Below are 13,999 nucleotides of genomic sequence, written 5' to 3'. Positions count from 1 at the left end.
CGTCGGGCGGCGGTGACGGCCTCGGTCACCTGGGCGGGGCCGGTGGTGGGGGTGAGTGCCACCTGGAGTCCGGTCGCGGGGTTGATCGATGCGATCGGGTCCGCGTCACCGCAGGTCCAGCGGCCGCCGATATAACTCGCGGCGTCAAAAATCAGGGCGGTCATGCTCGTTCTTTCTCGGGGCGAGGAAAAGTGTGGATGCGAGGGGCCGGGGCCACTCCGGTTTTTCAAATATAATATATGACGTGCGGTGTGGGGGAGGGCGAATCCGTAAATCGGCTCAGCGCCGCACCTCGGATTCGAAGACCGTCGCGGCGGCGATTCGTTTCCTTCGAACAGACGATTCGGAACTCGTCAGTTGACTACCGGATGGTGCCGAATGATGATTCAGATCACGTTCGAGCGGTGGGGGCTGTAGCAGAGAGCATGCGATTCGAGCTTCGAGCTCAATAGAATTGTTCGCGAAAGGATCTGGGTATGGTCTATGCGATTTCTGGTCTGATTCTGGTGTTGATTTTCACCGTTGCGTCCATTACCTCGATAAATATGGGAGTGCTTGCGTTTGCGGCCGCGTTCATCGTCGGCGCCTGGGTCTCTTCCATCCCGATCTCGGATGTCGTCGACGCCTTTCCCGCGGGAACGTTCATTATTGTCGGAGGAATTACTCTTCTCTTCGCCATCGCGAAGGCGAACGGCACGCTCGACTACATCATGGCGCGATGTCTCCACCTGGTACGCGGTAGACGCTGGGCGATCGTGTGGATGCTGTTCGCGCTGTCCGGACTTCTCATGGCCATGGGGGCGGTTCTCGCAGTGGGGATGCTCGCCCCCATCGCGATGCCGCTCGCGGCGCGAAACCGCATCAACCCGTTTCTGATGGGCATGATGATCACGCACGGCGGGCTCGCCTGCGTGTTCTCCCCGATCAATCTGTACGGCGCGCTGGTCACCGGGATCATGCAGTCGGCGGGCCTGCCGACGAATCCAGGCCTGATCTTCCTGGTTCCCTTTGTGCTCAATCTGGCGATCGCCGCGGTGTTGTTCGTGATCTTCGGTCGTGACCTCATGCGCAACGGTGACGGGTCCGGCGATGACGAGGGAATCAGCGCACCCGATGAAATCGGAGGAGTGCCGTCCTCGACTCCCGTGGTCGCGGCACTTGGTGGTGGAACCACCGTGTCGAGTCCGACCAAGGTCGAGTCAGTTGTCGCTGTGGCCCCAGCGGTTCCCCGGCTGGATCGCTATCAATACGCGACGTTGGCCGGGCTTGTCTTCCTCGCGGTTGGTTCGATCGGATTCGGGTTGGACATCGGTGTCAGCGCAGTCTGTGTGAGCGCCGTGTTGTTGCTGATGGCGCCCAACTCGCATCCCAAGATCGTGGACAACGTCGCGTGGCCCGCGGTGATTCTCGTCTGCGGAATGCTGACTTATATGGCGGTTCTGACCAAGAACGGGACTTTGGACTTCTCGGGTGACGCGGCCTCGGCGGCTGTGGCCCCGCTGTTCACCGCGCTGATCCTGTGCTACGCGGTGGCTGTTCTCTCGGCGTTCGCCTCGTCGACGGCGACGATCGGCATCGCTGTGCCACTGGCAATGCCGTTGCTGCTCGGCGGTGAGGTGGGTGTGCTGGGTTTTGTCGCCGCTATCGTCTTCTCGGCCACCGTGGTCGACGTGAGTCCGTTCTCCCTGCACGGCGTCATGATTCTGGCGAACGCCGAGGTCGAGAACAAAACTCGATTCCAACGAAAGATGTTGAGCTACTGCGGCATCGTCGTGTTGTTCGCTCCGCTTCTCGTATGGGCACTCGTCGTCTTACCCACTTCCCTCTAGCGTCGGTTGCTCGGACGGCGACTCGTCAGCGCGTCGGAGCAGGTCGGTCCGCCGGTTCCCACGCGATCTCCGACCCTGCGGACTGTCCTCGGACCGAGTAGCACGACCGTATGAAACTGCGGAAGGCGTCCACGATGCCGGTGCCGTGGGTCTCGCCGCGAACAACCTCCGCGGTGACGCGCATGCCGGGCAACGGCGTTCGGCGGATCCGGTCCGCCAGCGACAGGTATTGGGAGGCGAGGGCGCGGTAGAGAGGGAACTCGCTGGTCAACTCGCTGTCGTTGATCGTCAGATGCAAACGTGCTGTCGAGGTACGGTCGGCTTCCGCGATCCGCCGGTCGTAGTGTCGGAAGATCTCGCTGTCGGGCGAGAGTATCCCGGGGCTACCGGCTCCGATCACCGAGAACAGCGGGCTGGCGGTGACGAAGGCGTACATCGAGAACAGCGCGCCGTAGGAATAGCCGAACAGCCCTACATCGGTGGAATCCACGCGCCACCGCGCGGCGATTCGTGGGTGTAGTTCGTGCTGGACGAAGTTCAGAAACCGGTCAGCCGCGGACTGGTCGAGATCCTCCAGCAGAGCGGCGAACTGCTCTTCGGTGATGATGCCCAGGTCGACGCGAGGGTGAAGATGATCTGCCATCTGGTGGGGATACGGCTCGCCAGGGGGGACCAGATCGCGATTGCGCACCCGGAGGAAGTTCCTCGCGTCCTCGCCGACGTAGCCGATGGTCACCTGGATGTACGGCCGAATCGGATTCACCGACGACAGCATCATCGACACTCCGAGAGGCGCGGTGAGGGCCAGCTGAGTGTTGCCGTCGAGTACGTAGACGACCGGAAACGCGTCGTCTCCATCGCCGTATCCTGGCGGCACCGTCACCCACACTCCGAAGGTGGCGTCGACTTCCTCCGAGCGCAGCGTGAACGATCTCGTGGCGGGGACCATCTCGCGTAGATCCGGTCGCCAAGCTTCCAAATCGCTGGTGGCTGGGAACATAATATGCAATATATACCGCCTGGTTGGTGCTTCCCCCGCCGACCTGGGGAAAGGACGGCTGATGCCCGCGTCTACACCGGGAATGGGCGAGCTCGCCAGGCACGGCCGAGGGAACCTGCCCGCCGAAGCCGCGAGCTTCGTCGGTCGCCGAGCCGAGCTCTCCGAAGCGACGAGGCTGCTCAGATCCGCCCGCCTGTTGACCTTGACCGGGCCCGGTGGCGTCGGTAAATCGCGCATGGCCCGCACCATCGGCGCCGAGGTCAGACGCGCGTTCCCCGACGGGGTATGGCTGGTCGAGCTCGCCGACATGACCGAGGGCGAATTAATCCCCTCGGCAATCGGCTCGGCGCTCGGGCGGTTTCACACGTCGACCGCACCGGCGCTCGACCTGGCCGAGTATCTGCGCGGCAGGCGACTGCTGCTGATCGTCGACAACTGCGAGCACCTCGTCGAACCGGTGGCCGCCCTGCTGAACGACCTGCTCGCGGCCGCGCCGACCCTTCGGATCCTGACGACCAGCCGACAGGTGCTCGGCGTCGAAGGCGAACTCGTACTCGCGGTTCCGCCGCTGTCGATGCCGACGGTGGACCGGCCGACGGCCGCGGGCTCCGATGCTGTCGCCCTGTTCGGGGAGCGTGCGGCGGCGGCTCTGCCCGGCTTCGCTGTCGAGGACACCAACCGGGAACTGGTCATCAGGATCTGTCAGCGCCTCGACGGAATCGCGCTGGCCATCGAACTCGCCGCCGCCCGCCTGCGGGCGTTCTCCCTCGAGGACATTCTGGCCCGACTGGACGATTCGCCGCACTCCTTGACCAGCACCCTGCGCACCACACCCGAGCGTCATCGCACGTTGGAATCGGCTGTCGCGTGGAGTTACCGGCTGTGCTCGCCCGCCGAACAGGTCCTGTGGGCGCGCCTGTCGGTGTTTTCGGATGGGTTCACCGTCGAGGCCGCCGAGGAGATCTGTTCCGGCGATCCTGTGCGACGGGAGACGATCTTCGAACTGCTCGCGGGATTGGTCGACAAGTCGATCGTGACCAGGCACGGTGCCGCGAACGGGCGGACCGCCCGACTGCAGATGCTCGGTCTGCTCCGTGAATTCGGCGCGCAGCGGCTGAGCGAGTCCGGTGCGGAGCACTCCGTGCGTTTACGCCACCGCGACTACTTCCGTGTGCTCGCGTTGTGCGGACGGACGGAGTACTTCAGCCCGCGCGAACTGGAATGGTCTCGCCGGGTGCGCCGAGAGCATGCGAACATCCGGGCCGCGGTGCAGTTCTGCCAGGCCGAATTGCGCGACTACACAGCGGTGTTGGAGATCGTGGCGCCGCTGCAGCTGTATCGAGTCGGAGCCAGCTTCGTCGTCGAGGAGTACCGGTGGCTCGACTGCGCCCTCGACCTGGACGTGGAGCCGAGCGAGATCAGGGTGCGGGCGTTGGCCGCGTGCAGCTATGCCGCATCGCTCATGGGGGACGGCGCCATGGGGGAGCGACGAGCGACCGAAGCCGCCGCGCTGGCAAGGGAGCTCGGCCTTCGGGAGCTCGGTGCCGATGCGGCGTGCGGTATGGCCCGAGCCAGTTTCCATGGCGGCGACAGCGCTCGAACCTTGCGGCTTTCGCAGGAGGCCGTCGCCGTGTCGCTCGACTCGGGCAATGCGGCCGCCGCCTGCGATGCGCTGTACCGGGCGGCGGTCACGGCTCTGGGGATGGCGGATGGCCGGGCGGCGGAGTTCGCGCGTGCGTCGTTGGCCCTGGCCACCCAGCACGGCTCGCCGTATCGGATCGCCAGCGGACTGTGGATCGACGGGCTTCAGCACTGGCGCGACGGGGACCAGAAACGCGCAACCGCGCGACTGCGGGAAGCCCTGCCGTTGTACGACGCGCTCGGGTTCGTCGCGGGTATCGCGATGTGCTGTGAAGGACTGGCCCTTTCGGCCGCCTCGGTGGGCGACCACGAACGCGCCGCCACGCTCCGAGGCGCCGCCGACTCCGCATGGCGCGCCACCGCGGCGCCTTTCCCTCACGCTGTGGTTCGCAGTCTCGGAACCGAACCGATCGGTGACGCGATCCGCCAGGCGCTGAGCGAGCCCCGATACCTGACCGCGTTCGGCCGCGGCGCGGCGTTCACCGTCGCGGAGGCCGTCGAATACGCGCTCGGTGGCCGACCCCGATCGGTGGCTACGCGGACACCGTCCTCGCCGATCCGGCTCACCCGACGGGAGAGCGAGATCGCCGACCTCATCGCGGCAGGTCTGAGCAATCGGGCGATCGCCGACGAACTGACGATCGCGCGGCGAACGGCCGAAGGTCACGTCGAGCGGATACTCACCAAACTCGGGTTCCGTTCGCGCGCCCAGATCGCGGCGTGGGTGACCGAGCACCGTCGACGCCCGGATTGAACGCCGAAAACAGGTACCTGTTCGGGTATTCACCCCCGAGTACTCGGCGCCTCGTTCCCCCAGGCTGGTAGCTATGAACACGTCATATCGGCCGCCCGGGGATTTCAGTTTGGCCGAGTTCCTCCGGCCCGGCGACACCGTGGTCGTCGGCCAGGCAGCCGCGGAGCCGCGAGAACTCGTCGCCCACCTCATCGAGGCGACACAGGACATCGACGGAGTGACCGCGGTCGTCGGCTACGCACTGACCGACGCCTGGGCGAAGGTCACCCCGGAACACCCGAAAGTTCTGACCTATTCGGCCCACGGACCCATGCGGCGGCTGGCACGTGAAGGCCTGCTCGAGATCCTCCCGTGTCACTACAGCCAGCTCGGTCACCTCGTGACCACCGGGCCGCTGAAGGCGGACGTAGTCCTGGTCCAACTGTCACCGGCGGACGCGGACGGCTACCACAGCTTCGGCACGTCGCTGGACTACGTGGCACAAGCCGCCCAGTCCAGCCCGGTGATCATCGCGGAGATCAACGAGAACATGCCGTTCACCCGGGCGTCGCTACGCCTGCACAGCTCGCGGATCACCGCATCGATCACCACTGATCGCCCGCTCGCCGGTACCCCGGCGCGGGAGCCGACGTCGACCGATCACGCGGTGGCCCGCAAGGTGGCGTCGGTGATTCCCGACGGCGCCTCGGTGCAGTTGGGCATCGGCGCGATGGCCAGTGCCATCGCCGCCGCGCTGCGCGGTCACCGCGGACTGCGGGTGCGGTCGGGCTTGGTCGGAAACTGGTTGCTCGACCTGCGTGCCGCGGGCGCGCTCGATACCGCGGAAGGCTCCTGCGTGGCCGGAATGGCACTGGGTGACGCGCAACTGTACGCGTTCGTCCAGGATGCCCGCGCGATCGAGTTCATGCCGATCACCGACTTGGTGTCGGCTGCGGCGGTGGCCCGGTGCGATCCCTATGTCGCGGTCAACTCGGCGCTCGAGGTCGATCTCCTCGGACAGGTGAACTCCGAGATGATCAACGGGGCCTATATCGGTGCGGTGGGCAGCCAGGTCGACACCTTCCGCGCCACCCGGGCGGCGAAGTCCGGGCTCGCCGTCGTCGCCGTGCCCGCCAGGAACCCGGCCGGAACGAGCCAGATCGTCGGCAGTCTGAGTGGACCGGTGACCTCACCGCAGAGCGATGTGGACCTGGTGATCACCGAATACGGCATCGCGGACATCCGGGGGACGAGTCTCCGTGAGCGAGCCGAGCGCCTGATCGCGGTGGCGGCTCCGGAACACCGCGACGCGTTGCGCACGCGCCTGCCCTATGAACCCGACCGCGAGGAATCGAAAAACAATGTCGCACAACGCTGATCGAATGAATAACCCGACCGATATCGGTGCCGAGAGACCCCTGTCCGGCGTACGGGTCATCGACCTGTCCCAAGTAGGAGCGGGGCCCTACGGTACGTCGCTGCTCGGGGATTTCGGCGCCGACGTCATCAAGGTCGAGCCGCTCGAGGGTGACAGCTTCCGCTATGTCGACGACGCTTTCGGTGAAGGGGAGAGCGCCTACTTCTTCGGGGTGAACCGCAGCAAACGCTCGATCGCCCTCGATCTGAAGAGCGAGCACGGTTTCGACGTGCTCACCCGGTTGGTCCGGGAGGCCGATGTGTTCGTCGTCGCGTTCCGGCCGGACGCGGTGCGGCGCCTCGGCGTGGACTACGAGTCGCTGCGGCGGCTCAACGATCGCCTGATCTACTGCTCGATCACCGCATTCGGCGAAACGGGGCCGCGCGCCGACCAGCCGGGAATGGACATTCTCGCGCAGGCCATGAGCGGACTGATGGGCGTCACCGGCGAAGTCGACGGCGGGCCGGTGAAGGTCGGGGTACCGATCGCCGACTTCGTCGTCTCTTTCCTGCTCGGCTTCGGCGTCTGCGCGGCGCTGCGATCAAGGGACCGCACCGGCCACGGCGACAAGCTCACGCTGAACCTGCTCGACGGGCAGATCGCGACTTTCGCCAACTATCTCACCGTGTACGACAAGACCGGGATTCCGTTTCGTCGCCAGGGTGGCGGTCATCCGCAGTTGGTGCCGTACCAGCCGTTCCTCGGATCGGACCACAGGTACTTCGTACTGGCCTGTCTCAGCGACAAGTTCTGGCAGAAGCTGCTATCGGTGCTCGACCGATACGACGACTTCGACGACGCGCGATTCACCACCAACACCGGACGGGTCGACAACCGGGAAGAGTTGTGTGGCCGACTCGAGGCCCTCTTCGTCACTCGCCCCGCCGAATTCTGGCTCACCGAGCTCGAAGCCGCCGGTGTGCCGTGCGGGCCGATCAACTCGCTCGCCGACGCCATCGAGGATCCACAGACCCGCGCCAACGACTCGGTGATCAGCCTGAACCACCCGGTCCACGGCAGCTACCGCGCTCCGAACAACCCGATTCGATTCGCCCGCGCCGAGACCGGCCCGCGCGGGTACGCCCCTGATCTCGGCGAACACACCGACGAAATCCTGCGCGAGGCCGGGTACAGCGGGGACGAGATCACCGCACTGCGGGAACGTGGAGCTGTCAGCCACCGTGTGCGCCTGCCCGCGCAACACCACACGCGGCCGACGGCGGGCCCGACCGAACCGACATGGAGGACTGCATCGTGAGAGCACTTGTTATCGGCGGTACCGGACCCACCGGACCCTTCATCGTCGACGGACTCCTGGATCGTGGCTACGAGACGACGATCCTGCACACCGGCAAGCATGAGATCGACTTGCCGGAAGTCGTCCAACACATCCATGTCGACCCGCATTTTCCCGAAGCGCTGACCGCGGAGTTGCGGGGCCGACGGTACGACCTGGTGGTGGCGACATACGGACGTCTCCGCCTCTACGTGGACGCGCTGGCAGGGGTCACGGAGCGGTTGATCACCGTCGGTGGTTCGGCCTACGGCGACAACCAGGCGCACCCGTCCGACGAGAACGCGCCGCGCAAGCAGGGGAACAAACTCGTCGATCAGATCGTGCGCACCGAAGCGATCCTCACCGAGGCACACCGAACCGGGCGATACAACATCACCCATCTGCGGTACCCGTGCCTGTACGGGCCCCGGCAACTCGCCCCGCGGGAGTGGAGCGTCATGCGCCGAATTCTGGACGGGCGCAATCGGATTCCGGTCCTCAACGGGGGACTCACCCTCGAGACGCGCGCTTACGTCGAGAACGCCGCGAATGCCGTCCTGCTCTGTGTGGACCGACCCGAGAATTCGGCGGGCCAGTTGTACAACGTCGCCGATCAGTACACGCCACCGGACGCTGTGGTGGTCCACGCGATCGCGCGCGCCATGGGAACCGAGGTCACCCTCGCGAACTTCCCCGACACCATGGGCAAACCCGCCTACTGGTGGGGTGTGAACCGCGACTTGAACTTCACCCGGACTGGTCTGCCGCCCACGACCCATCACATGTTGATCGACACGGGCAAGATCCGCACCGAGCTCGGATACACCGACGTGGTGAGCTTCGAGGAGGGTGTGCGGCGCACCGTCGACTATTACCTCCGGCATCCCCTGGTGCGGGGCGGGCAGGCCGAGTCCCAGATCGGCGATCCCTTCGACTACGCCGCGGAGGACGCGTACATCGCGCTCCTCGACAACCTGACAGCCCAGGCCGCGGACATCCCCTTCGCAGGAGTGCGCTACAGCCATCCGTACGCGCATCCGAAGAAGGAAACCGCTACGACGCGGCGTTGAAATGCAGGCGACGAAGGACTGGCTGATCGGACACAGACCAGCTCGCTTCGACGACCCCGAATCCACGTTTCCCGATTGCCAATTGACTCTCAGCCCCAGCGGGCTGATCTTGAGTGGGAGGTTTACATCACATTCACGCGGGTCGGCGGTGGCAGTCGCAGAAGTCTCGAGGCCCGCGATTCTGCAGAAACGGCGGTCAGCGTGCGACACGACAACGCGGCACACTTCTTCATCGGCGGTAAGTGGGTCGCCGCGGCGACGGACGCGACGTTCGAGGTCGTATCGCCATTCTCCGGTGCGCTGGTTGGTACGGTGGCCGCCGCGTCGAAGACCGACGTCGACGCCTCTGTAGCCGCGGCCAGGGAAGCATTCGACAACGGTCCTTGGCCACGCATGGCGCTGAGCGAACGTGCCGAAGTGGTTCGCCGGTTCCGGGAGAACCTGGCCGCCGACGCGGCGCGGATCGCCGAGACGGTCACCACGGAGATGGGTGTGCCGATCACGCAGACGACGGCGTCACAGGCGGGCGCGGCGCTGGCCTTGCTGGATACGAATCTCGAACTCGCCGAACACTATCCGTGGCGGTCGCTGCGACGTTCCGCGCTGGGGAACGCGCTTGTCGTTCGGCGCCCGATCGGTGTAGTCGCGGCGGTGATCCCGTGGAACGCCCCGATCTCGGTCGCGATGCTCAAGCTCGCGCCCGCCCTGCTGGCGGGCTGTACGGTGATCCTCAAACCCTCCCCGGAAGCCCCACTGAGTTCGAATCACCTCGCGGCGGCGGCCACCGCGGCAGGTTTGCCCGACGGCGTCCTGAACATCGTCACCGCCGACCGTGCCGAGAGCGAGTATCTCGTCACCCATCCCGGCGTCGACAAGGTGTCGTTCACCGGCTCCACCGCCGCGGGGCGCCGGATCGCTTCCCTGTGTGGCGACGATGTGCGGCGGTACACCCTCGAACTCGGTGGCAAGTCCGCGGCCATCGTCCTGGAAGACGCCGACATCGAGGCCACCGCCAAGGCCCTGCGTACCCTGTCCTTCCGCTACAACGGCCAGGCCTGCACCAACAAGACTCGGGTCGTCGTTCCCCGTTCCGTGCACGACGCGCTGGTCGACGCGCTGGCGAGCGAGATCGCCGATATCCGGGTCGGCGATCCCGCCGACCCGACCACCGAGCTCGGGCCGCTCGTCAGCGCCCGGCAACGCGCCCGCGTCGAGGGATATCTCGCGGCCGGACGCGGCGAAGGGGCGGTAGCCGCTGTCGGCGGCGGCCGTCCGGACGGGTTCGGCGTCGGTCAGTTCGTGGAGCCGACATTGTTCACCGACGTGACCAACACGATGACGATCGCGCGGGAAGAGATCTTCGGTCCGGTTGTCGCGGTCATCGCCGTCGACGATGTGGACGAGGCCGTCGCTGTCGCGAACGACTCGGTCTACGGCCTGTCCGGCGCGGTGTTCAGCGCCGACGACGAGCGGGCGATGCGCGTCGCGCAGCGTCTCGAGACCGGCAGTGTCGAGGTCAACGGCGCGAGCACCGGATTCCACGCCGCCCTCGGCGGATTCAAGCACAGTGGTATCGGCCGCGAGGCGGGCCTCGAGGGTTTCGACGCCTTCACCGAGATCACGTCGTTCGGAGTGCCTGCGGCACTGGCCGATTCATTCGAAGAACACCGGCGTTTCGATGGATGACACTGAATACGATCTCGCGTCGACCACAGCCGAAATCGCGCGCCACGTCGTCACCGTCGCGGAGACGCCACCGCGGGCGCGCGATGTCGAAGTTCTGCGTCGCTTGCTCCTGGACAACTTCATCGTCTCGTTGTGGGGGCTCACGCGTCCGGTGGTGACCGAACTCGCCGACTGGACCGAAAGGTTCGCCGGAACCGGCGAAAGCGTTGTGCTTGGGCGTGATTGGAGCACCGACCCCTCGTTCGCCGGTCTCGTGCACGGCACGGCGGCCCACGCCTTCGAGCTAGACGACACCCACAACGCGACCGCGAGCCACCCCGGCTCGGTCATCATGGCGGTCGCGCTCGCGGTTGCCGCCGAGCGTGGTGCGCCGGTCTCGCGCGAGCACTTCTTCCAGGCGATCACCGCCGGGTACGAGACGATGGCGTTGCTCGGTGAAGCGGCGGGCGGCATGAGCGTGGTCCATCGTGGTTTCCACCCCACATCTGTGCTCGGCACCTACGGCGGTGCGACCACCGCGCTCGTGCTGCGAGCCCTGCGCGCGGGCGAACGAATCGATCCGCTGGCGATCGAGACCGCGTGGGGACATGCGCTGTCACAGCCCTCCGGTTCCATGCAGTTCTCGGCCGAACCGGAGAGCGGCGAGGTCAAGCGCGTGCACGCGGGTCTCGGCGCGCACAATGCGATCCGGGCGGCCGACTTCGCGGCGCTGCCAGCGGTCACCGCTCCGCGGCTGGCGCTGGAAGGCGTGTACGGCCTGGCGGCATGCTTCGGTGGGGAGCTCACTCCTGTCCGCACCGACAGAGAGGCCGCGATCCACCAGATCAGCCTGAAGCCGTACGCGTGCTGCCGCCTGTTCCACTCCACGATCGACGCGCTCCGGGTGGTGACCGACGGATTCACGGTGCCCGCCGACGACATCCGGGACGTGTTGGTGACGGGACCTCGGCTGATCGCTGAGCAGCACCTCACGCGGGTCGACTCGTCGATGACCGCACAGTACAGCTGTCCGTTCGTGGTGGCGGCGACGATCGTGCACGGTCCCGAGCGCTACGACGCGTACACCGAGGAAAACCTGCGGGACCCGGCGGTGCTCGGCGTTGTCGAGCGGGTTCGGTTCGAGGTGGACGAGGTGATGGAGGCCGAGTTCTACCCGGAGCACTTCGCGACCGCGGTGCGGGTGGAACTCGGCGACGGATCGGTGCGCTCGGCACAGGTCGTGGACAGTGTCGGAACATCGGAACATCCGATGTCGGTCGAGCAGATCATCGCCAAAGCTGCCGGACTCGCCGGTGCGGGGGGCGATGATTGCGGTGCGCGGTTAGCGGAGGCGATCTGGCGCGAAGACGCCGATCCACTCACCATGGCCACGGCATTATGGGCCCAGGCACGAAAGATCCTGCGGTAATATTTCGTGATCATGCATTGGCAGGTCGATTTCTTCAGCCTGAGACTCTTTCTGTCGGCCGTCGAAGAACACCAGATCGGTCGCGCGGCGGCACGAGAACACATCGCGCCCTCCACCGCCACAAAGCGAATTCAGGCTCTCGAAGCGATGATCGGCGTGCCTCTGCTCGACCGGAATCGAACGGGTGTGGTGCCCACCGAGGCGGGGACGATCCTGGCTCGATACACGCGGAAGATGCTCGGTGACATCGAGGATCTGCGTTCGGAGATGACCGCGCTCACCGCGCAGGTGAAAGATCGATTGGTAGTCGCGGCAGCGCACTCGGTCATCATCGACCTCTTGGCGCCCGCGGTCAGGATGTTCATCAACGAGTGTCCCTTCGTCGAGCTGTCGCTGCGCGAGGTGGACAACAGTGAGGTCGTCCGCCAGATCGAAGCAGGGGACTGTGACCTGGGTGTGTTCGCCAGTGTCGGCGAACCGGAGTGCGGCGCCGCCGGAATGGAGCTGCTCGGAAGCGAACCACTCGTCGCTGTCCTGCCGCGCGAGCACCGACTCGCGGACAGGAGCTCGGTGGGATTCGATGAACTCGTCGCCGAGGGCCTGATCGCGACGCACACGACGGCAGCGATCTACCGAGCTCATGGCGCCGGATCCGGGGCCTTGCGCCATGTGGTGCGGACGGGTGAGGTGGCACTCGGCATGGTGCGGGCAGGCCTGGGTTCGACGATCGTTCCGCGGCGAATGGCCGGGCAGGCAGCGGATTCCGAGATGCTGGTGCGGACACTCGACGAGGACTGGGCGGTGCGACGCATCAACGTCGCCACCGCGACCAGGATGGTCGGCAACCCGGTAGCCGAGGCTTTTGTCGCCTGCCTCATCACGCAGATGTCGCAGATGCCAACCGAATAGACGCCGCGGCCACACATCGCCACGTGGCTACCGGAATCGATGTGATCGCGCGCCGGTAGGAGTGGTCGCGATGTCGTACCGCTCAGAGGTCGGCGGGCAGTTCTTCCGCGTCGGCGGGCCGAGCCAGCAGTTGTTCGATGAGAGCCTTGGTGGCTGGGCTGAATTCGCGGTCGCGTGCGGTGGCGAGGTGGATGCGGCGTTCTGCCCAGGGTTCGGCGAGTTCGAGTACGGCGACGCGGCCGGTCCATTCGTGGCCGACGAGGCACTCGGGTTGTACGGTGACGCCGAGTCCGGCGTGTACCAGGCTGATGGCGACGCCGCCGCTGCGCAACACGTGTTTCGGGGTGTATTCCTCGCCGATGCGTTGCGCGGCGGCGCGCAACGCACCGACCAGTGCGCGTGGCGCGATGAGGTTCTCGGGCAACAGATCTCGGATCGTCACACTCGGCTGAGCGCCGAGTGGGTGGTCGAGGGGGACCACGGCGACGATGCGGTCGCGCCGATAGGGGGTCACCTCGACACCGTCGAGGTCGAGCCCGTAGGCCGAGGCGAAGACGCCGAGGTCGGCTTCGCCTCGGGCTACTTCCTGCACGATGTCGGTGTTCTCGACTTCGTGCACCACCAGATCGACGAGGGGGTATTCGCGGCTGAACTCGCCGAGCTCGCGGGCCAGGAACGGCACGATCACCGACCGGGCCGAGACGATCCGTAGTTCACCCTGCACGCCCTCGGTGAGCGAGGCGAATTCGGTGCGCATGTCGTCGAGACTGTCGAAGATCATCCGCGCGTGGCGGGCCAGAATCGCCCCCGCCGGGCTCGGTACCACCCCTTTGGGGGTGCGTTCGAGGAGTTTGACGCCCGCGATGTTCTCGAGGACTTGGATGCGTTTGGTCGCGGTGGATGCGGCGATGTTCTCGCGGATCGCGGCGAGGCCGATCTGCTGTTCCTCGATGGCGGTGAGGAACAGACGCAGGGTGAACAGGTCGACCTGTCTGATCAGGTGCAACCGGTTGAGCGTGCCCATCTCACC

General features: G+C 66.0%; 10 protein-coding genes. 8 read left to right on the top strand and 2 right to left on the bottom strand.

From position 1 onward, the window contains the following. The first annotated feature begins 476 nt into the window (after nt 1-476). The gene (locus tag ACSVDM_RS28010) at nt 477-1,829 is read left to right on the top strand and encodes an SLC13 family permease (protein ID WP_439268779.1); all 1,353 of its coding nucleotides are present in this window, start codon (nt 477-479) and stop codon (nt 1,827-1,829) included. A gap of 25 nt (nt 1,830-1,854) precedes the next feature. Here ACSVDM_RS28010 and ACSVDM_RS28005 read toward each other — a convergent pair whose 3' ends face one another. After that, the gene (locus ACSVDM_RS28005; protein WP_439268778.1) at nt 1,855-2,604 is read right to left on the bottom strand and encodes an alpha/beta hydrolase; all 750 of its coding nucleotides are present in this window, start codon (nt 2,602-2,604) and stop codon (nt 1,855-1,857) included. A 286-nt stretch (nt 2,605-2,890) separates the two neighbouring features. Here ACSVDM_RS28005 and ACSVDM_RS28000 point away from each other — a divergent pair, with 286 nt between their 5' ends. The 7 genes from ACSVDM_RS28000 (at nt 2,891) to ACSVDM_RS27970 (ending at nt 12,969) form a co-directional block, all read left to right on the top strand. Further along, nucleotides 2,891-5,224, top strand: a complete 2,334-nt coding sequence (locus ACSVDM_RS28000) for an ATP-binding protein (RefSeq protein ID WP_439268777.1) — start codon at nt 2,891-2,893, stop codon at nt 5,222-5,224. A 109-nt stretch (nt 5,225-5,333) separates the two neighbouring features. Then, the gene (locus ACSVDM_RS27995; protein WP_439268776.1) at nt 5,334-6,581 is read left to right on the top strand and encodes an acetyl-CoA hydrolase/transferase family protein; all 1,248 of its coding nucleotides are present in this window, start codon (nt 5,334-5,336) and stop codon (nt 6,579-6,581) included. 4 nt (nt 6,582-6,585) lie between these two features. Continuing rightward, nucleotides 6,586-7,878 carry a CaiB/BaiF CoA transferase family protein gene (locus tag ACSVDM_RS27990; protein WP_439268775.1) on the top strand — a complete coding sequence of 431 codons (1,293 nt, stop codon included), beginning with the start codon at nt 6,586-6,588 and terminating at the stop codon, nt 7,876-7,878. Continuing rightward, nucleotides 7,875-8,966: an NAD-dependent epimerase/dehydratase family protein gene (locus ACSVDM_RS27985; protein WP_439268774.1), complete on the top strand. Its 1,092-nt coding sequence runs from the start codon at nt 7,875-7,877 to the stop codon at nt 8,964-8,966. Before ACSVDM_RS27990 ends, ACSVDM_RS27985 begins: the two co-directional genes overlap by 4 nt. Nucleotides 8,967-9,167: 201 nt before the next feature. Then, nucleotides 9,168-10,652, top strand: a complete 1,485-nt coding sequence (locus tag ACSVDM_RS27980; RefSeq protein ID WP_439268773.1) for an aldehyde dehydrogenase — start codon at nt 9,168-9,170, stop codon at nt 10,650-10,652. Then, complete coding sequence (locus tag ACSVDM_RS27975) at nt 10,645-12,060, top strand: MmgE/PrpD family protein (protein ID WP_439268772.1); 1,416 nt, start codon at nt 10,645-10,647, stop codon at nt 12,058-12,060. Before ACSVDM_RS27980 ends, ACSVDM_RS27975 begins: the two co-directional genes overlap by 8 nt. A gap of 12 nt (nt 12,061-12,072) precedes the next feature. After that, entirely contained in the window at nt 12,073-12,969 is an 897-nt protein-coding gene (locus ACSVDM_RS27970) for a LysR family transcriptional regulator (protein WP_439268771.1), read from the top strand. 82 nt (nt 12,970-13,051) lie between these two features. Here ACSVDM_RS27970 and ACSVDM_RS27965 read toward each other — a convergent pair whose 3' ends face one another. Then, on the bottom strand, nt 13,052-13,993 hold the full coding sequence (locus ACSVDM_RS27965; RefSeq protein WP_439268770.1) for a LysR family transcriptional regulator: 942 nt from the start codon (nt 13,991-13,993) through the stop codon (nt 13,052-13,054). Between the last annotated feature and the right edge of the window lie 6 nt (nt 13,994-13,999).

The organism is Nocardia sp. JW2, assembly GCF_051843015.1.
Classification (GTDB): Bacteria; Actinomycetota; Actinomycetes; order Mycobacteriales; family Mycobacteriaceae; genus Nocardia; species Nocardia coubleae.
Note: the sequence above shows the minus strand (reverse complement) of the source record. Positions and strands in the feature narration are given on the sequence as shown.